Annotated in this window: 16 protein-coding genes and 1 pseudogene; 13 read left to right on the top strand and 4 right to left on the bottom strand. The window is 70.4% G+C overall.

Translation table 11 applies throughout. The features are described 5' to 3' along the window. Positions 1-79: 79 nt before the first annotated feature. The 3 genes from QE377_RS05460 to QE377_RS05450 form a co-directional block, all read right to left on the bottom strand. Positions 80-1,498 (bottom strand): glycoside hydrolase family 1 protein, encoded by a 1,419-nt coding sequence (locus QE377_RS05460; RefSeq protein ID WP_307320312.1) that lies wholly within the window; start codon positions 1,496-1,498, stop codon positions 80-82. A gap of 69 nt (positions 1,499-1,567) precedes the next feature. Then, positions 1,568-3,424, bottom strand: coding sequence for a beta-glucoside-specific PTS transporter subunit IIABC (locus QE377_RS05455; protein WP_307320309.1), 1,857 nt, complete (start codon positions 3,422-3,424; stop codon positions 1,568-1,570). A 187-nt stretch (positions 3,425-3,611) separates the two neighbouring features. Then, positions 3,612-4,541 carry a PRD domain-containing protein gene (locus QE377_RS05450; protein WP_307320305.1) on the bottom strand — a complete coding sequence of 310 codons (930 nt, stop codon included), beginning with the start codon at positions 4,539-4,541 and terminating at the stop codon, positions 3,612-3,614. Between the two features lie 82 nt (positions 4,542-4,623). On the opposite strand from QE377_RS05450, the gene rlmN reads away from it, so the two are divergent. From rlmN to QE377_RS05390, 12 genes and pseudogenes are all read left to right on the top strand, one after another. Then, complete coding sequence (gene rlmN / locus QE377_RS05445; RefSeq protein ID WP_307320303.1) at positions 4,624-5,877, top strand: 23S rRNA (adenine(2503)-C(2))-methyltransferase RlmN; 1,254 nt, start codon at positions 4,624-4,626, stop codon at positions 5,875-5,877. A gap of 67 nt (positions 5,878-5,944) precedes the next feature. Beyond that, a complete protein-coding gene (locus QE377_RS05440) occupies positions 5,945-7,903 on the top strand; it encodes an AarF/ABC1/UbiB kinase family protein (RefSeq protein ID WP_307320299.1) in 1,959 nt (652 codons plus the stop codon). 73 nt (positions 7,904-7,976) lie between these two features. After that, positions 7,977-8,441, top strand: coding sequence for an NUDIX domain-containing protein (locus tag QE377_RS05435; protein WP_307320297.1), 465 nt, complete (start codon positions 7,977-7,979; stop codon positions 8,439-8,441). A 114-nt stretch (positions 8,442-8,555) separates the two neighbouring features. Next, positions 8,556-9,237, top strand: a pseudogene (locus QE377_RS05430) (GntR family transcriptional regulator). Then, positions 9,234-10,757, top strand: a complete 1,524-nt coding sequence (locus tag QE377_RS05425; RefSeq protein WP_307320295.1) for an MmgE/PrpD family protein — start codon at positions 9,234-9,236, stop codon at positions 10,755-10,757. The pseudogene QE377_RS05430 and the gene QE377_RS05425 overlap by 4 nt, the downstream one beginning before the upstream one ends. Further along, positions 10,757-11,653, top strand: a complete 897-nt coding sequence (gene prpB, locus QE377_RS05420) for a methylisocitrate lyase (RefSeq protein WP_307320292.1) — start codon at positions 10,757-10,759, stop codon at positions 11,651-11,653. The genes QE377_RS05425 and prpB overlap by 1 nt, the downstream gene beginning before the upstream one ends. 26 nt (positions 11,654-11,679) lie before the next feature. Then, entirely contained in the window at positions 11,680-12,870 is a 1,191-nt protein-coding gene (locus QE377_RS05415; RefSeq protein ID WP_307320288.1) for a bifunctional 2-methylcitrate synthase/citrate synthase, read from the top strand. A 4-nt stretch (positions 12,871-12,874) separates the two neighbouring features. Next, the gene (locus tag QE377_RS05410) at positions 12,875-14,053 is read left to right on the top strand and encodes a thiolase family protein (protein WP_307320286.1); all 1,179 of its coding nucleotides are present in this window, start codon (positions 12,875-12,877) and stop codon (positions 14,051-14,053) included. A 60-nt stretch (positions 14,054-14,113) separates the two neighbouring features. Next, a complete protein-coding gene (locus QE377_RS05405) occupies positions 14,114-14,890 on the top strand; it encodes an enoyl-CoA hydratase-related protein (protein ID WP_307320284.1) in 777 nt (258 codons plus the stop codon). Positions 14,891-14,935: 45 nt separating this feature from the next. Further along, positions 14,936-15,712, top strand: coding sequence for an electron transfer flavoprotein subunit beta/FixA family protein (locus tag QE377_RS05400; RefSeq protein ID WP_307320283.1), 777 nt, complete (start codon positions 14,936-14,938; stop codon positions 15,710-15,712). A 12-nt stretch (positions 15,713-15,724) separates the two neighbouring features. Further along, positions 15,725-16,690 (top strand): electron transfer flavoprotein subunit alpha/FixB family protein, encoded by a 966-nt coding sequence (locus QE377_RS05395; protein WP_307320280.1) that lies wholly within the window; start codon positions 15,725-15,727, stop codon positions 16,688-16,690. 951 nt (positions 16,691-17,641) lie between these two features. After that, a complete protein-coding gene (locus QE377_RS05390; protein ID WP_307320277.1) occupies positions 17,642-18,505 on the top strand; it encodes a cytochrome b/b6 domain-containing protein in 864 nt (287 codons plus the stop codon). Positions 18,506-18,616: 111 nt separating this feature from the next. Here the strand turns inward: QE377_RS05390 and QE377_RS05385 are convergent, their stop codons facing one another. Further along, positions 18,617-19,123, bottom strand: coding sequence for a GNAT family N-acetyltransferase (locus tag QE377_RS05385; RefSeq protein WP_234073760.1), 507 nt, complete (start codon positions 19,121-19,123; stop codon positions 18,617-18,619). Between the two features lie 152 nt (positions 19,124-19,275). Here QE377_RS05385 and QE377_RS05380 point away from each other — a divergent pair, with 152 nt between their 5' ends. Further along, positions 19,276-19,839: an acyl-CoA thioesterase gene (locus QE377_RS05380; RefSeq protein WP_137418857.1), complete on the top strand. Its 564-nt coding sequence runs from the start codon at positions 19,276-19,278 to the stop codon at positions 19,837-19,839. Positions 19,840-19,889 lie beyond the last annotated feature (50 nt).

Raw genomic sequence — 19,889 nt, 5'->3', positions numbered from 1 at the left:
GTGGGTGGTGCAGGAGAACACGCGCGCGTGCCCACGAGCCGTCCGAGAGGACGGTCGTGGGCACACGCGGCGGGCGGTGTCAGCGGGTGAGGCTGGCGCCGTTCGTGCGGATGACCTCGGCGTACCAGCCGAACGACTTCTTCTCGAAGCGCTCGAGCGTGCCGCTGCCGTCGTCGTTGCGGTCGACGTAGATGAAGCCGTACCGCTTGCTGAGCTGCGCGGTGGAGGCGCTGACGATGTCGATGCAGCCCCACGAGGTGTAGCCGAGCACGTCCACGCCGTCGGTGATGGCTTCGCCGACCTGCACGAGGTGGTCGTTGAGGTAGGCGATGCGGTAGTCGTCGATGACGGTCTTGACGCCGTCGATCTCGACCAGCTGGTCCTTCGCGCCCAGCCCGTTCTCGACGATGAACAGCGGCTTCTGCCAGCGGTCCCAGAACTGGTTGAGCACCAGGCGCAGGCCCACGGGGTCGATCTGCCAGCCCCACTCGCTCGCCTCGAGCGTGGGGTTGGGCACGCCGCCCATGATGTTGCCCTCGCCGGCGACCTTCTTGGCGGGGTCGGCGGTCGCGGCGACCGACATGTAGTAGCTGAACGAGACGAAGTCGACCGTGTTGGTCAGGTCTTCGCGGTCCTGGTCGGTGATCTCCAGCTCGATGCCCTTCTCGCGGAGCGTCCGCAGGAAGTAGCCGGGGTACGCGCCGCGGGTGTGCACGTCGCCGTAGACGAGGTTGGAGTGATCGAAGTCCATGACGGAGAGCGCATCGGCCGGCGACGGCGTGAGCGGGTACACGGGCATCGAGAGCACCATGCAGCCGATCTGCGCGTTCGGCGCGACCTCGCGGGCGATGCGCGTGGCACGGGCGGAGGCGACCAGCTCGTGGTGCATGGCCTGGTACAGCTGCCCGTCGCTCAGCTGTTCCTTCGGGGTGTTGATGCCGCCGGACATGAACGGCGCGTGCAGCAGCGAGTTGATCTCGTTGAAGGTCAGCCAGTACTTCACGCGCGAGCCGTAGCGCTCGAAGAGCGTGCGGGCGTAGTTCTCGTAGAAGCCGATGAGGCGACGGTCGGTCCAGCCGTCGTAGGTCTCGGCCAGGTGCAGGGGCGTCTCGTAGTGCGAGATCGTGACGAGCGGTTCGATGCCGTGCTTCTCCAGCTCATCGAGCACGCGGTCGTAGAACGCGAGGCCCTCCTCGTTGGGCTCGGCCTCGTCGCCCTTCGGGAAGATGCGGCTCCACGCGATCGAGAAGCGGTAGACGCCGAATCCCATCTTCGCGAACAGGGCGATGTCCTCCGCATAGCGGTGGTAGAAGTCGATGGCCTCGAGCTTGAGGTTGTCGACGGTGGGCTCAGCCGTGCGCGGGCCGACGATGCCGCGGGGCATGACGTCCTGGACCGACAGGCCCTTGCCGCCCTGATCGTAGGCGCCCTCGACCTGGTTGGCGGCGGTGGCGCCGCCCCAGAGGAAGCCCTGGGGGAACGGGGTGGTGGTGCTCATGGTTCTCTTCCGTTTCGTATCTGGGATGCGGCGTGCGGGCGGGAGCATGCGCCCCCGCCCGCACGGGTGTCACTTGGCGGCGACGGCCTGCTCGACGGCGACGGCGAGGAACAGCGGCTCGCCGTGCGCGATCGGGCCGGATGCCGGCGAGCCGATGGTCGGGTACAGGTCGGCGTTGGTGACGATGACCGGGGTCGTCAGGTCGTAACCGGCCGCGGCGATCGCTTCGAGGTCGAACTCGACGAGCAGGTCGCCCTTGCTCACCTGCTGTCCGCCCGTGACCTTGAGGCTGAAGTGCTCGCCGGCGAGCTTGACGGTGTCGATGCCGATGTGGATCAGCACCTCCGCGCCGTCGGCGTGCCGCAGCCCGATCGCGTGGCCGGTCGGGAACGCGGCCACGACGGTCGCGTCGAAGGGCGCGTAGAGCGCGCCGCTGCGGGGGATGATGGCCACGCCCTGACCGAGTGAGCCGTCGGCGAAGGCCGCATCCGGCGTCTCGGACAGCGGCACCACGGTGCCGTCAACCGGGCTGAAGACCTCGAGGTCGGTGCTCTCGGCGGCGGCGACCGCGTCCTCTGCGGGCTCCTTGAAGCCCACGATCACCGTGAGCAGGAAGGGCACGAGGATGGCAGCGCCGAGGCCGAGGGCCAGGAAGACCATGTTGCCGTTGCCGAACAGTGCCGGCAGCGCCAGGCCCGAGGGGACGACGAAGGCCGTGGAGAAGACGCCTCCGAGGGAGATGATCGCGCCGCCGATCGCGCCGCCGGCGATGCCGAAGGCGAACGGGCGCTTGAGCGGGAGGTTGATGCCGTAGATCGCCGGCTCCGTGATACCGGCGAGAAAGCCGGAGAGCGTGGCGGGTGCGGCGAGGGACTTGAGGTTCCTGTTGCGTGCCCGCACCCACACACCGGCGACCGCCGCCGCCTGGGCGAGCACCGCGGCGAAGACCGGAGCGATGAGCAGCATCTGCCCCGTGGTCTGGAGCTCGAGCTGGAACAGCGGCACGAGACCCCAGTGCAGACCGAAGATCACGAACACCTGCCAGAGTCCGCCCATGACGGCGCCGCCCAGCCACGGCACGGTCGCGAAGACCCAGCCGATGGCGGAGCCGACCCATCCGCTGATGACCGCGGAGATCGGGCCGATGACGACGAACACGAGCGGGACGGCCACGAGCACGACGATCATCGGTGTCACGAAGCGGCGGACGGCCGCGGGCAGCTTCGCGTACAGGAAGCGCTCGGCGTGGCTCTGCAGCCAGACCACGATGATGATCGGGATCACGCTGGAGACGTAGTTGACCATCGTGAAGGGGATGCCGAAGAAGGTCAGGCCCTCCGCGCCCACCAGGGCGGTCGCGGCCGGGTAGAGCAGGGCGCCGGCGATCGCCAGCGACGTGAACTCGGAGGCCTTGAAGTAGCGCGCGGCCGTGATCGCCAGCGCCAGCGGGAGGAAGTTGATGAACGCGTCCGACAGGGCGTTCAGCACCACGTAGGTCGAGGTGGTCGTGTCGATCCAGCCGAAGGTGACGGCTGCGGCGAGGAACGCCTTCAGCAGGCCGGTCCCCGCGAGCGCCCACAGCGCCGGGGTGAAGATGGCCGAGATCATGGCGATGAAGCGGTTGAACAGGTTGCCCTTCGGCGCGTCCGCCTCCGCGGCCGCAGTGTCGCCGGAGCCGCCGAACCGGGAGATCTTCCCGATGGCTGCGAACACCTCGGGCACCTCGTTGCCGATGACGACCTGGTACTGGCCGCCGGCCTGCGCGACGGTGACGACGCCGGGCACGGACTTGATCGCGGCGGCATCCGCCTTGCCCTCGTCCTTCAGGACGAAACGCAGCCGGGTGGCGCAGTGGACCAGCGAGGTGACGTTCTCCTCGCCGCCGACGCCCTTCAGGACGCCCGCTGCTGTCTTCGAGTAGTCCATCTCGGACTCCCTCTTTCCGCCGCATCAGCGCGGCACTCGAGTGGGGGACGCGCCGGGTCGGGTCGTTTCCGGGCAACAAAAAAACCTGAACTCGTTCACCGTCGATCAAGACGATGTGAGTTCAGGTTTTGCCTGCTGCCGCAGTAACAATCCGTCGCGTCCGCAGAGCGACGACGCCCTGCGCGAGTTACCGTAGCACCTCTTCGATGCCGCCGCCACCGTCGCCCGAGTCGGGCTTGGCACCGACCTGCGAGGCAAGTCGCTCGACGTGCACGATGAGGTACAGCAGCTCCTCGTCGGTGAGGTCGGAGCCTGTCGCCGCGCGCACATAGGCCTTCACCTGCTCGGCGATCGCGTAGGAGCGCGGATAACTGTGCTTGGCGAACTCGAAGAACGACGTGTCGCTCGATCGCAGCATGGTCTTGGACACCAGCCGCTGCAGCAGGAACTGCACGTGCAGAATGAAGCGCGCGTAGTCAGGACTCTCGACGTCGAGGGTCACACCCAGCCCCGTCTCCACCGTGGTCGCCACGTGCTGTACCCGCCGGAACAGCAGCGCTGCCGTGCCGTTCGGCTCGTCGCGGGTGGCATTGAGCAGGTGCATCGTGAGGAAGACGGCCTCCTCGGGCGGAAGCTCGCGCTCGAGCGCCGTGCCGATGTGGGCGGCCATGTGCTCGGCGGCGCGGAACTCGTGCGGATGCAGCACGCGCAGCTCCGGCATATGGGTCGCGGGGATGCGCACGCCCTGGTCGAGGCGCTCGAGCACGTACTGGATGTGGTCGATCACCGGGATGACGAGGCGCCGGCCGAGGTGATGGCCGAGTTCGCGTTCGGCGAGGTCCACGGCGCCTGTGACCGCCTCGATGACCGGGTACGGCACATCCGTGAGCAGCTGCCGCTCCCGCTCGCCCTCGGCGCCGGAGTCGAGGACGAACGTCTTCTCGACCTTCGCCGGGTCCAGCCGGTCCTCGGGCTTGAGCTGGAAGCCCAGGCCGCGCCCCATGAGCACGCGCTCGCGGCCGTGCTCGTCGATGGAGATGACGACGTTGTTGTTGAGGACCTTGTGCGCGACGACGTGATTCTCGCGCGCGCCGTCGCGCCCTTCGGGTGAGGGCATGCGTGCATCCTAATGGGGCGAGCGTCTTTCGGGGTCGTCGTGCCCAGGGCCCTGGCAGCCGCGCACCGGTAGCCTGGGAGGTATGACCGACCAGCCTCCCATTCGCACGACCGTGCCGCGCGACGCCGCATCCGCCGTGCGCCAGGTGCGCCCCCGCACCGAGGGCTGGTCGCAGCAGAAGGACGAGAGCGGCCGGCCGCTCCTGCAGTTCGCCAGCCCCAAGCGCGGCAAGCCGCCCGTGCACCTGGCCGACCTCACGCACGAGCAGCGCGCGGAGAAGCTCGTCGAGCTCGGGTTCCCGAAGTTCCGCGCGGCGCAGCTCGAGAAGCACTACTTCACGCACTACACGAGCGATCCCGCGCTCATGACGGATCTTCCCGCATCCGGTCGCGAGGAGCTCGTGGCGGGTCTGCTGCCCCCGCTTCTCACCGAGGTTCGCCGGCTCGAGACGGACCGCGGCGACACGATCAAGTTCCTCTGGAAGCTGCACGACGGCGCCCTCGTCGAATCCGTTCTCATGCGCTACCCCGGTCGCATCACGCTGTGCGTGTCGTCGCAGGCCGGATGCGGCATGAACTGCCCCTTCTGCGCGACAGGTCAAGCGGGACTGACCCGCAACATGAGCGCCGCGGAGATCGTCGAGCAGATCGTGCGCGCCAACCGGCTGATCCGCGACGGGGGCCTCGGACCCGCCGAGCATCCGGATGAGCGCGTCACCAACATCGTGTTCATGGGCATGGGGGAGCCGCTGGCGAACTACGCCCGCGTCATGCACGCGGTGCGTGTCATGACCGACAAGAAGCACGGGCTGGCCATGAGCGCACGCGGCATCACGGTCTCGACCGTGGGGCTCGCTCCCGCCATCCGCAAGCTCGCGGACGAGGACATCCCGGTGACCTTCGCCCTGTCGCTGCACGCGCCCGACGATCAGCTGCGCGACGAACTCATCCCGGTGAACTCGCGCTGGAAGGTCGACGAGGTGCTCGACGCCGCGCGCGGCTACTTCGAGAAGACGGGACGGCGCGTGTCGATCGAGTACGCGCTGATCAAGGACATGAACGACCACGCCTGGCGCGCGGATCTGCTGGCCGAGAAGCTCAACGCGCGCGGTCGCGGCTGGGTGCACGTGAACCCGATCCCGCTGAACCCGACGCCCGGATCGGTGTGGACCTCGTCCGAGCGCTCCGTGCAGAACGAGTTCGTGCGGCGCCTGAACGATGCCGGCATCCCGACGACGCTGCGCGACACCCGCGGCAAGGAGATCGACGGGGCGTGCGGGCAGCTCGTGGCCACCGAGGAGGACCAGGCGGTCGCCGCAGCGACCCCGGTCGACTGATCCGTCACAGATAGCCACCCCGATCTCGCGCCCGACGCGATAGCGTCGTCGCACAGGGGAGGGTGCGATGCCGCAGATCGTGTGGGTGATTCTGTTCGTCCTCGTGTTCGCGAGCGTCGCGGCGTGGGTCGCGCGCCGGCTCCTGGGTATGCCGATCGGATGGATCCGTCCGTTCGTGACCGGAGTGCTCGTGGTGATCGCCGGTGCCCCGCTGGCGCTGTGGGCCCTGCAGCAGGCGGACGTCGTCGACGGCGATGTCCTCACGGTCAACGACGCGATCGGCGCGCTGTTCCTGCTGCTGACCATCGGGTGGCTGTTCGCGATCGACGTCATCGCGATCGTCGCGCTCGAGTTCCTCTGGCCGACCCGGCCGCTGCGCAACCCGGTGGTCGTGGTGCGGGAGATGTTCCGTCGCCGCGACCGCGCGCGCCGCTACGCCGAGATCATCGCGATCGCGTCACGGCACGGACTCGGCGTGTATCGCGGCCGGCATCGGCCCGATCGCGAAGAGCTGCCGGCGGCCATCGTCGCCGCGCTGAACGACGCCGGCGTCACCTTCATCAAGATCGGGCAGGTGCTCTCCGCTCGCGACGACGTGCTGCCGCCGGAGTTCACGACCGCCCTGTCGACGCTGCAGATGGAGACCGTGCCGATTTCCTGGACCGAGGCGCGTCACGCGATCGAGACGCAGCTCGGCCGGCCTCTCGAGGAGGTCTTCGCGCGCGTCGACGAGACGCCGCTGGCGGCCGCATCCGTCGCGCAGGTGCACGCGGCGACGCTGCACGACGGCGAGGAGGTCGTGATCAAGATCCAGCGGCCGAGCGCACGCGCCCAGGTGGCGACCGACCTCGACATCGTCGAACGGCTCGCCGCGGATGCGGAGCGCCACACCACGTGGGCGCGCGACTACGGCGTGACGGCGCTGGCCGCGGAGTTCGCCAGATCGCTGCGGGAGGAGCTGGACTACCGCATCGAGGCGGCCAACACCGAGATGCTGCGGGGGGCGGCGGCCCGCTCGAAGCTCACGCCGCTCGCCGTGCCGAAGGTCTTCGCGCAGTACACGACCGCGCAGATGCTCGTGCAGGAGCGCGCCGAGGGCATCCCGTTCGGCCACGTCGACGCCTCGACGCTCGACCCGGATGCGGCGACCAGGATCGCCGACGCGGTCGTCGACGCCGTCTTCGAGCAGATCGCGGTCCGGGGCGTCTTCCACGCCGATCTGCATCCGGGCAACCTCATGCTCGCGGCCGACGGCACGGTCACCCTCATCGACTTCGGCTCCGTGGGGGTGCTCGAGAAGAGCATGCGCCGCCTGCTGCTGCCGCTGCTGGTGGCGATCGCGAACGAGGACGACGTCGCCGCGACCGACATCGTCCTGATGCTGGTGACACCGCCCGACACCGACACCTTCGACCAGGTCGCGCTGCAGCACGACATCGGCGTGATCCTCACCCGTATGCACAACGCGGGGGTCGACCAGAACGTGTTCGCGGCCCTCGTGGACGTCATGCGCCACCATCGCCTCGCCCTGCCGCCCTCGCTCCTGCTGGTCTTTCGCACACTCGCCTCGCTCGAGGGTTCGCTGCGGCGCCTGCGTCACGACTACGACATGGTCGGCCGAGCGTTGTCGCAGGCGCCCGCCTTCACGCGCGCGCTGACGTCGCCGAAGGGGTTCGCGCTCACGGCGCAGACGCAGGCGGCGATCGTGGGAGAGCAGCTGCGGCGACTGCCGCGAACGCTCTCCACCCTCAGCCAGCAGCTCGAGGACGGCACGTTCTCGGTGCGCCTGCGCAGCTTCGACGACGCGACCGGTCGCGGGTTCGTGGAACAGCTGTTCTCACGCTTCACCACGACGCTGGTCGGCATCGCCCTCGTGATCTCCGCGGTCCTGCTGGGCGTCTCGGATGCGGGGCCGCACCTCACCGCGCAGGTGCCGCTGTTCCCGTTCCTCGGTGCGGTGGTCGGCCTCGGCGGGCTGCTCCTGCTGCTGCGGAGCCTTCGCGCCGCCTTCGAGCGACGGCGATAGGCCCGGGCGACCCTCATCGTCTCAGACCCGGCTAGCGTGGACGGGTGCGGCGAAGAAGCGACGGGATGCGGCCATGACCGCGTACAGCGCGGGGCTCCTCCTCTTCCGGCCCGACACCGCCGAGGTCCTCATCGCGCACATGGGCGGGCCGTTCTGGCAGCGCAAGCAGGCGGGAGCGTGGTCGATCCCGAAGGGGGAGTACGACCCCGCATCCGAAGATCCGCTCGCCGCCGCGGAGCGGGAGTTCCAGGAGGAGCTGGGGCTCACTCCGCCCGCCGGCGAGCGGGTGGAACTCGGCGAGTTCCGCTACTCGTCCGGCAAGCGCCTCCGGGTGTTCGCGCTCGACGCCGACGGTTTCGCCCTGGTCGGGATGCGGTTCGGCGAGTTCTCGCTCGAGTGGCCGCCCCATTCGGGGCGCATGGAGTCGTTTCCCGAGGTGGACCGTGCCGAATGGGTGCGGGTCGACGATGCACGTGACCTGCTGGTGGCCGCGCAGCGCCCCGTGCTCGACGCCCTCGCGCCGCACCTGGACGGCTGAACGCTCCGCACGCGTTGTGTATACCCAAAGCGCGGAAAGCGTTAGTGACTGGTGCCAGGGCTCGCATTGTGCATACACTGTGCGAGTTCATCGGGCGGTATCGAAGGAGGCGGGATGCGGGCGAGCGACCGTGCCTACCGCACACTCCTCGAGCAGATCCAGTCCGGTGAGCTGGCGCCGGGAACCCGTGCTGGGCGAGGTCGAGCAGGCGCGCCGGCTCGGCGTGAGCCGCACCCCGCTGCGGGAGGCCATCGGACGCCTCGCCGCCGACGGTCTCGTCGCGCAGGCCTCGCCGCGCGTCACCGTCGTGACCGACATCGACGCCGACGACATCCGCGCCCTCTTCGCGGTGCGCCGCGCGCTCGAGGAGTCCGCCGCCCGTATCGCCGCGGAACGCGTGGCAGGCGGGGTTCCGGGGGAGCCGTTCGCCGCGCTCGCCGCACGCTGGTCGGCGGAGGATCCCCAGGCGGATGCGGACGCCTACTACGCCACGATCGCGCAGTTCGACCAGGCGCTGGATGCCGCCGTCGGCAACGACTACCTGATCGCCGCACTTCGGACCGTGCGCACCCACCTGGTCCGGGTGCGCCGGCTCGCACGTGACAACCCCGCGCGCCTCGCCGCCTCCGCCGCCGAGCACCGCCTCATCGCACGCGCGATCGCCGACGGCGACGCCGAACTCGCCGCCCACGCCACCCACGTGCACCTGCACCACGCCCTGACCGCCATCCTCGCGTCGCTCGCCGACGCATCCGACGCCCCCCGCGTCGCACGATCCACCCCGGGAGCAGCATGATCACGCACCACCTCCGTGTCCACACGAGCGAAGAGAAGCTCGCCCGCGAGGGCCAGCTGGCCTGGCACATCGCCGAGGTCGCCACCGACCCCGTGGCGGTCGAGCCGGAGGTGGTCGACATGATCGTCAACCGGCTCATCGACAACGCGGCGGTCGCCGCCGCATCCCTCACCCGGCGTCCCGTCGTCGCCGCACGCCAGCAGGCGCTCGATCACGCCGTCTCGGTCGGCGGCGCCGGTGCGACGGTGTTCGGATGCGCGCTCGAGCGCCGCACCTCTCCCGAGTGGGCGGCGTGGGCCAACGGCGTCGCTGTGCGCGAGCTCGACTATCACGACACGTTCCTCGCCGCGGACTACTCTCACCCGGGCGACAACATCCCGCCGATCCTCGCCGTCGCGCAGCACGTCGGCGCCGACGGGAACGCGCTCGTGCGGGGCATCGCGACCGGTTACGAGATCCAGATCGACCTCGTGCGGGCGATCAGCCTGCACAAGCACAAGATCGACCACGTCGCGCACCTCGGTCCCTCGGCCGCCGCCGGCATCGGCACTCTGCTGGGACTGGACACCGAGACGATCTCCCAGGCCGTCGGGCAGGCGCTGCACACGACCACCGCGACCCGTCAGTCCCGCAAGGGTGAGATCTCCACCTGGAAGGCCCACGCCCCCGCGTTCGCCGGCAAGATGGCGGTCGAGGCCGTCGATCGTGCGATGCGCGGCGAGACGTCCCCCTCGCCGATCTACGAGGGCGAGGACGGCGTCGTGGCCTGGCTACTGGACGGCAAGGACGCCTCCTACGACGTGCCGCTTCCCGCCGCGGGCGAACCCAAGCGGGCGATCCTGGACTCGTACACCAAGGAGCACTCCGCCGAGTATCAGGCGCAGGCGTGGATCGACCTCGCCCGCAAGCTCGGCACCGAACGGCCCGAGCTGCGCGATCCCGCGAACATCGCCTCGATCGTGCTGCACACGAGCCACCACACGCACTACGTGATCGGCTCCGGAGCGAACGACCCGCAGAAGTACGACCCGACCGCGTCCCGCGAGACGCTTGACCACTCGATCCCGTACATCTTCGCGGTCGCGCTGCAGGACGGAACCTGGCACCACGTCGACTCCTACGCGCCCGAGCGCGCGGCGCGCGCGGACACCGTCGAGCTGTGGAACAAGGTCACCACGGCGGAGGACGCCGAGTGGACCCGTCGCTATCACTCCGAGGACCCCGCCGAGAAGGCGTTCGGCGGGCGCGTGGTGATCACCCTCACCGACGGGTCGGTCATCGAGGACGAGATCGCGGTCGCCGACGCGCATCCGCTCGGGGCCCGACCGTTCGTCCGCGAGGACTACATCCGCAAGTTCCGACTGCTGGCGGAGCCCGTGCTCGAGGAGACCGAGATCGAGCGGTTCCTCGAGCTCGTGCAGCGCCTGCCGGAGCTGACCGCCGACGAGGTGCGTCAGCTCTCGATCGTCGCGAAGCCGGGGCTGCTGCTCTCCCAGCCGGCGCCGAAGGGGCTGTTCTGATGCTCGGGTCGACGGCGTCCGCATCCGAGAAGCGTCGCGCGTTCCGCGCCGGGCTCGCCTCGGGTGAGTTGATGCGGCTGCCCGGTGCCTTCAATCCGCTGTCCGCGCGTCTGATCGAGCGCAAGGGATTCGAGGGCGTCTACATCTCGGGCGCGGTGCTGTCGGCCGATCTCGGACTCCCCGACATCGGACTGACGACTCTGACCGAGGTCGCCGGACGCGGAGCCCAGATCGCCCGGACGACCGAGCTCCCGGCGCTCATCGACGCCGATACCGGCTTCGGCGAGCCCATGAACGTCGCGCGCACCATCCAGATGCTCGAGGACGCCGGTGTCGCCGGCGCCCACATCGAGGACCAGATCAACCCGAAGCGCTGCGGGCACCTCGACGGCAAGGCCGTCGTGGACGAGCAGACGGCTCTGCGCCGCATCCGCGCCGCCGTCGACGCGCGCCGCGACCCCGACTTCCTCGTGATGGCGCGCACCGACATCCGCGCGATCGAGGGGCTGGATGCGGCGATCGACCGCGCCAAGGCGCTGGTGGATGCGGGCGCGGACGCGATCTTCCCGGAGGCGCTGGCGACCCTCGACGAGTTCGAGGCGATGCGCAGGGCCGTCGACGTGCCGATCCTCGCCAACATGACCGAGTTCGGCAAGAGCGAGCTCTTCTCGGTCGACCAGCTGCGCGACGTGGGGGTCAACATCGTGATCTGGCCGGTCTCGCTGCTGCGCATCGCGATGGGCGCCGCCGAGCGCGCACTGGACGACCTCGTCGACAAGGGTCATCTGCGTGACAGGGTCGGCGACATGCAGCATCGCGCCGAGCTGTACGACCTGATCGACTACGAGCAGTACAACAGCTTCGACGGCAGCATCTTCACCTACACGCGTCCGTGACGCGCGGCCCAGCACGAAGGAGTGACATGACCGAGCAGGACCAGATCCGGAAGGGGCTGGCGGGGGTCGTCGCCGACGAGACCGCCATCTCCAAGGTCAACCCGGAGACCAACTCGCTGCTCTACCGGGGCTATCCCGTGCAGGAGCTCGCCGCCACGCAGCCGGTCGAGGCCGTGGCGTATCTGCTCTGGCACGGCGAACTGCCGAGCGACGAGCAGCTCGCCGAGCTCCGCCGTGTCGAGCGGGAGCACCGGCCGCTCACGGCGGCCGTGCAGTCGGCGATCGAACTCGTGCCGCTCGACGCGCATCCCATGGACGAGGTGCGCACCGCGCTGAGCGTGCTCGGCGCCGCGGATCTCGCCGGCGTCGGGTCGGTGCTCGACGCCGTCGGGACTCCGGAGGAGAATCTCGCGCGGAGCCTCCGGCTGTTCGCCGCGCTGCCGGCGATCGTCGCCTACGGTCAGCGCCGCCGCCGCGGTCAGCTCCCGATCCCGCCGCGCGACGATCTGGACTATGCCGCGAACTTCCTCTGGATGACCTTCGGTGAAGAGGCGGATGCGGTCGTCGTCGACGCCTTCAACCGATCGATGATCCTGTACGCCGAGCACTCGTTCAACGCCTCCACCTTCACCGGGCGGGTCATCGCCTCCACTCTCAGCGATCTGCATTCCGCCGTCGTCGGCGCGGTCGGCGCGCTGAAGGGTCCGCTGCACGGCGGCGCGAACGAGGCGGTCCTGCACATCTTCGATGAGATCGGCGACGCGGAGAACGTCACGGCCTGGCTCGACGACGCACTCGCGAACAAGCGCAAGATCATGGGCTTCGGCCACCGCGTCTACAAGCGCGGCGACTCCCGCGTGCCCACCATGAAGGCGGCGCTCGACGATCTCGTCGCCCACTACGACCGCCCTGACGTGGCTCGGCTCTACGACGCGCTCGAGAGCGAGTTCGTGGCGCGCAAGGGCATCTACCCCAACCTCGACTATCCGTCGGGGCCCGCCTACAACCTCATCGGGTTCGACACGGTCACCTTCACTCCGCTGTTCGTCGCCGCGCGTGTGGTCGGCTGGACGGCGCACATCATGGAGCAGTACAGCCGCAACGCCCTCATTCGCCCGCTCTCGGCCTACAACGGCCACGACGAACGGCACGTCGCCGGGTACGTCCCCGACGAGGCGGCAGAGCATGTCAGCGAGCGGCCCGAAGAGAAGGGCTGAGCCGATGCGCGAGGCGGTGCTGGTCGATGCGGTGCGCACGCCCTCGGGTCGGGGCAAACCGGGGGGCGCGCTGAGCGGCGTGCATCCCGTTGACCTCGCGGCCGGTGTGCTGCGCGCCCTCGTCGAGCGCAACGGCCTCCAGGACGCCGTCGTGGACGACGTGCTGCTCGGCTGCGTCAGTCAGGTCGGCGAGCAGTCCACGAACATCGCGCGCCAGGCCGTGCTCGCGGCCGGCTTCGCCGAGACGGTGCCCGCCGCGACGTTCGATCGTCAGTGCGGTTCAGGCCAGCAGGCCGTCCACTCGGCGGCGCACGCGATCATGGCCGGGGCGGCCGACCTCGTGATCGCCGGGGGCGTCGAGTCGATGAGCCGCGTGCCCCTCGGCTCGGCGGCCGCATCCGGGTCGCCCGTCTCGCCGCTGCTGCACGAGCGCTACCCCGACGGCCTCGTCTCGCAGGGCATCGCCGCCGAGCTCATCGCTGCGAAGTGGGGCCTGTCCCGCCAGGCGCTGGATGCTTATGCGGCCGAGTCCCACCGCCGTGCCGCGGCGGCGGCCGCGGCGGGGTTGTTCGCATCGCAGCTCGTGCCCGTGGAGACGCCGACGGGCCTCGTCGAGGTCGACGAGACGATCCGTGCGCAGACGACCGCGGACGCGCTGGCGGCTCTGCCGCCCGCATTCCGCACCGATGCCGCAGCGTCCCGCTTCCCCGAGCTGGAGTGGCGCGTCACCGCCGGATCGTCGTCGCCGCTGACCGACGGCGCCTCCGCGGTGCTGCTCATGAGCGCCGAACGCGCGGCGGAGCTCGGGCTGCGCCCGCGCGCCGTCCTGCGGTCGTTCGCGGTCGTCGGCGACGACCCGCTCATGATGCTCACCGCGCCGATCCCGGCGACGCGCCGCATCCTGGATCGTGCGGGGCTCACGATCGACGACATGGACGCGTACGAGGTGAACGAGGCGTTCGCCTCGGTGCCGCTCGCCTGGCTGGACGAGATCGGCGCCGACCCCGCGCGTCTGAACCCCTGGGGCGGCGCGATCGCGCTCGGGCACGCGCTCGGATCGTCCGGGACGAGGCTGCTCGGCACGCTCGTGGCGTACCTGGAGCACACGGGCGGGCGCCGGGGGCTGCAGGTGATGTGCGAGGGCGGCGGCATGGCGAACGCCCTGGTCGTCGAACGGGTCTGAGGGGAATTGCCCGGTGAGCGGACCTGCCGCACGCGGGTGCGCTCATGCCACGATGGGCAGATGAGCACCTACGAGACGATCCTCGTCGAGCAGCACGGTCGCGTCGGGTGGATCACCCTGAATCGTCCCGAAGCCCTGAACGCCCTCAACTCGACCCTGGTGGGTGAGCTCGCCGCCGCCGTCGCCGGTTTCGACGCCGACGAGGGCGTCGGGGCGATCGTGCTCACCGGAAGCGAGCGCGCGTTCGCCGCCGGCGCCGACATCAAGCAGATGGCCGACAAGTCCGCGCGCGACATGCTCGTCGACAACCCGTTCGCCGCCCTCGAAGAGGTGACGCGGGCCCGGACGCCGCTGATCGCCGCGGTCGCCGGGTTCGCCCTCGGCGGCGGATGCGAGCTCGCCATGATCTGCGACATCATCCTGGCCGCCGACACCGCGCAGTTCGGTCAGCCCGAGATCGCGCTGGGCGTCATCCCGGGTCTCGGCGGCACCCAGCGGCTCGCCCGTGCGGTCGGCGCGTACAAGGCCGCGGAGCTCGTGCTGACCGGGCGCCGCATGGGGGCCGAGGAGGCCGAGCGAGCGGGACTCGTCTCGCGCGTCGTCCCCGCCTCCGAGCTGCGGGATGCGGCGATGGAGGTCGCCGAAGCCATCGCGTCGAAGTCGCTGCCGGTCGTCTACGCCGCGAAGGAGGCGCTGCGAGCGGCGCAGGAGACGACGCTGGCGGAGGGGCTTCGGTTCGAGAAGCAGAGTTTCGCGACGCTCTTCGCGCTCGAGGACCAGAAGGAGGGGATGGCCGCCTTCCGGGAGAAGCGTGCGCCTCAGTTCCGCCATCGCTGACACCGAGTGTCGTCTAGACTCGTCCTGTCGAAGGAGCACCGCCCCATGAGAATCGTCGTGCTGGTCAAAGAAGTCCCCGACACCTACGGTGACCGCGTCCTGGATCTCGAGACCGGACTCGCCGACCGCGCCGCCAGCGACCGCGTCATCGACGAGATCGGAGAGCGCGCCCTCGAGGCCGCGCTCTCGTACGCCGACGCGCATCCGGGTACCGAGGTCGTCGCGATGATGATGGCTGCCGAAGAGGCGACGCCCACGCTGCGCAAGGCCCTCGCGCTCGGTGCCGGTTCGGCCGTGCAGATCGTCGACGAAGCGCTCCGCGGCGCCGACCTGGGGCTCACGGCCCAGGTGCTCGCCGCCGCCATCGCGCGGACCGGTTTCGACCTCGTCATAGCAGGCAACCAGTCCACCGACGGCGTGGGCGGGGTGATCCCCGCCATGATCGCCGAGCGGCTGGGTGTGGCGTCCGCGACGGGCCTCGCCCGTGTCGAGCTCGACGAGGATGCCGTCGAGGGCGAGCGTCCCGGCGACGGCGCCGTGCGCCGCATCCGTGCCGAACTGCCTGCCGTCATCTCGATCACCGAGGCGATGCCCGAGGCGCGGATGGCCGGCTTCAAGGGCGTGATGGCGGCGAAGAAGAAGCCCATCGAGACTCTGTCGCTCGCCGACCTCGGCATCGACGCGGACGACCCCGATGTCGCGCGCTCGATCATGATCGCGATCGCCCCCCGACCCGCGCGGGCCGCTGGCCAGGTGATCGTCGACGAGGGCGACGGCGGCAACCGCCTCGCCGAGTTCCTGATCCAGAACCGCCTGGTCTGAGAGGTGACGACGATGACCGACTTCGCCGACGACGCCGTCCTGGTGTTCTTGGAGACCTCGGCGGCCGGGGGGCTCGCCGCATCCGGCGCCGCACTCCTCGGGGCCGCATCCCGGGTGGGAACGCCGGTCGCCCTCGTCGTGGGGGACGCTGCGCTCGCCGCGACAGCCGGCGAGTGGGGGGCGCCTCGCGTGCTCGTCGCGCCCGCGGGTGAGGGGCTCGGCGTGGCCGAGGTCGACGCGCTCGCCGCGGCGGTGGCGCAGGTGGCGCCCGAGGCGGTGCTCCTCTCGCACTCGCTCGACGGGCGCGACGTCGCGGGCCGGCTCGCCGCGCGCCTGGGCGCGGCCCTCGCCGTCGACATCGTCGGCCTCGACCGCGACGACGAGGGCGTGATCGCGCACCACTCCGTGTACGGCGGCGCATACTCCGTCGACGCGGCGGCGACCTTCGGGCCGTTCGTGGCGACGGTGCGTCAGGGCGCGGTCGAGGACCGTGCGGCGGCCGTCGAGCCGGTCGTGACGGAACTGGCGGTGACCCCGTCGGATGTGCCGGCCGCATCCGTGCTGTCCACCGAGGTGGTGGAGAAGGCCTCCTCGCGTCCCGAGCTGCGGGGAGCCGCGCGGGTGGTGTCGGGTGGGCGCGGACTCGGTTCGGCCGAGAAGTTCGTCCTGGTGGAGCAGCTCGCCGACGCGCTCGGCGCCGCCGTCGGCGCGTCGCGCGCGGCGGTGGATGCGGGCTACATCCCCTACGAGCACCAGGTCGGACAGACCGGCGTCTCCGTGTCGCCGCAGCTGTACGTCGCGCTCGGGATCTCGGGCGCCATCCAGCACAAGGCCGGCATGCAGACCGCGAAGACCATCGTCGCCGTCAACAAGGACGCCGATGCGCCGATCTTCCAGATCGCGGACTTCGGCGTCGTCGGCGACGTGTTCCAGGTGGTGCCGCAGCTCATCGACGCCCTCGCGGCGAAGCGGGGCTGAGCGTGGCCGACCGCCCGCGTCGCGTGCGACGGGGACTTCCGCGCGTCGCCGGCGGGGAGCCGTGGCCCCCCGCATCCTTCGCCGCCGCCGTGGCGTCCGCCGGCGGTGCGCCCGCCCTGTCTTCCGTGGCTGCGGTCGCCCCTGGGGCAGAGGCCGCCCGCGAGGTGGAGGTCGCGCCTGTGGTGGCGGCCGCGGAGTCGCCATCCCTCCGTTCGCCTGTCACAGATCGCGCGGAAACCGCGCGATCTGTGACAGGCGAACACGCTCGGCGCTCGGTGCGAAGGGGGCTGCCGCGGGTGGCGGGGGGAGAGCCCTGGCCTCCTTCGGTCCCTACCCTCCAGGGCCCCTCCCACCCCGGCTCCCCTGTCACAGATCGCGCGGAAACCGCGCGATCTGTGACAGGCGAGCAAGGCTCGAAGCCCGTGCGTCGGGGACTACCGCGCGTTGCGGGCGGCGAGCCGTGGCCCCCGGTGGGACGGATACGGCCGGAGGTCGCCGCAGCGCCCGCTCAGCACCCCGACACCGCGACGCATTCCGCGACGGACGCTGGCTCCGCCGCGAACGCGGGCTTCGCCGCGACCGCCGGCTCTGCGCCGAACGCGGGGTCCGCCGCGAACGCTGGGTCTGCCGCGACCGAGGCCGACTCCGCCGCGCCCGAGCGCGCCGCCGCATCCGCGACGCCCGTCGGGGCCGAGCCGAGGCCGGTCGCATCCGTCCCGGACGTTCAAGGGGCGTCACCTGCGCCGAATCCGGGCGTGAAGCCGCAGGCGGAGTCCCTCGAACCGGGAACCACGGACGTCGAACGGATGCGGGAGCCGCTGCCGTTCACGCCGACCGTCTTCCCCGGACGTAACGCTTTCGAGCGCCCCGCGCCGCGGCCGGAGCCGCGCCGTTACGGCCCGTTCACCGCGCTGCAGTGGGCAGGCGCGGGCATCCTCCGCCGGCGCGGGGGTGTTGTTCGCGCTCGCGATGATCGTGTTCGCGACGCGGTGGCTCGTCTCGCTCGAGCCGCTGCGAGACTTCCTCGCTACCTACCCGGGCGAGTACCACCTTCCCGAGAGCGCCCCCGTGGGGCTTCCCGCCTGGCTGGGATGGCAGCACTTCCTCAACGCGTTCTTCATGCTGCTGATCATCCGGTCGGGTCTGCAGATACGGCGCGAGAAGCGGCCGGCCGCGTTCTGGACGCCGCGGTGGAACAGCAAGCGGAAGACCAGCCTGACGATCTGGTTCCACCAGTCGCTCGACCTCTTGTGGCTCGCGAACGGGCTCGTGTTCCTGGTGCTGCTGTTCGTGACGGGGCAGTGGATGCGAATCGTGCCGACCAGCTGGGAGGTGCTCCCCAACGCGCTGTCCGCGATGCTGCAGTACGCGTCGCTGGACTGGCCCACCGAGAACGGCTGGGTGAACTACAACAGCCTCCAGCAACTCGCCTACTTCACGACGGTGTTCGTCGCCGCGCCGCTCGCGATCCTCACGGGTGTGCGGATGAGCGGACTGTGGCCGCGGAAGGCGGAGACCCTCAACCGCATCTACCCGATCGAGTGGGCCCGCAAGGTGCACTTCCCGGTGATGCTCTACTTCGTGGCGTTCATCATCGTGCACGTCGCCCTCGTCTTCGCGACCGGTGCGCTGCGCAACCTCAACCACATGTACGCGGCGCAGGGGTCGGCGGATCCCACCGCATACGCGGACAACTGGGCCGGGTTCTGGATCTTCGCCGCATCCGTGCTCGTGATGGCCGGCGGGTGGATCGCTGCGCGCCCCCTCGTGCTCGCGCCCATCGCACGGCTCTTCGGCACGGTCAGCTCCCGCTGACCCCGCATCCCCGTTCAAACGGCCGCGAGACTGCATTTCCGCCACGAACGCACGGGTAAACACCGTGATCTCGTGACGAAGATGCAGTCTCGCGGAAAAGCGGGAGCCGGGTCAGCGGGTGAAGCGGACCTCGGTCAGCGTCTCGCCGAGGAACGGCTCGGTGTGCGTCGCGCCGTCGAGGGCGAAGCCGTTGCGCGTGTAGAAGCGGTGCGCGCGAGGGTTGTCGTCGGCGACCCACAGATACAGCTGCTCGCCGGGCTCGACCGCGGCGTCGAAGAGTTTCTGGCCGATGCCGGTGCCGTGCCAGGCATCCAGCAGGTAGATGAAGTACAGCTCCCTCTCGCGCGGTGCGTCCTCGTCGCGCGCGGGGCCGGAGCCGACGAAGCCCACGATCTCGCCCTCCACGAGCGCTGCGGACATGCGGTAGTCGGGGCCCTGCTCGGCCCAGTGGGTCCAGAGCTCGGCGAGCCTGCGGGGCGAGACGCGCTCCAGTGCGGCCTTGCTGATCAGGTGGTCGTAGGTCTCGTGCCAGCACGTGGCGTGCACGCGACCGAGGGCTTCGGCGTCCACATCGCGTACCGGGCGGACGATCACATCGGTGGTGAGGTCGGCTTCCATGGCCAGACTCTACGCGGGCGGCACGAACGGCGGAAATCGGCACCGCCGGGTCATTGCGGGCCACCATCCGCGACCCGGATGCGGCCGCCGCTGCTGTCGAGATCGCACAATCGAATCCCGCATCCGCCTGCCCTCTCCTACGATCTGTCGTCGTGAACGTGATCTGGCGCACTCTTCTTCTGCTCGCCTCCTCCCGCCGCCGTTACCGTCGCGAAGGCGCGATGGACTCGCTCGGCGTCGGGCGCATCCGGCTGACGACGCTTCCCACCGACCTCGATGTCGTGGGGCACATGAACAACGGACGGTACCTGTCGCTGTTCGACCTCGGACGCTTCGACCTGCTCATGCGCACCGGGCTCTGGGACCTCATGCGCGAGCGCGGCTGGTATCCGGTCGTCGCCAACGCGACCATCAGCTACCGCAAGTCGCTGCATCTGTGGCAGCGCTTCGACGTGGAGTCGCGCGTCATCGCCGCCGACGACCGCGCCGTCTACCTCGAACACCGCGCTGTCGTCGACGGTGAGATCTACGCGCAGCTCATCGCCCGCGGCCGTTTCGTGCGCCGCTCGGGCGGCACGGTCGGGCTCGCCGAGCTGTTCGAAGCGCTGGGCCAGGACCCCGCCACCGTGCCCGCTCCCGAGGAGTGGATGCTGCGCTGGGCCGAGGATGTGGCGCTCCCGTCGACGCGTCGCCCCGCGCCCAGCATCTGGCGCTGATCCGCCCCTGCGGGCGGGCTCGTGTCACGCCGGTGGCGCCGCCGGGCCCC

It is taken from the genome of Microbacterium sp. SORGH_AS_0862 (assembly GCF_030818795.1).
Classification (GTDB): domain Bacteria; phylum Actinomycetota; class Actinomycetes; order Actinomycetales; family Microbacteriaceae; genus Microbacterium.
The sequence above is the reverse complement of the archived record's forward strand: the minus strand, read 5'-3'. Positions and strand labels throughout refer to the sequence as shown.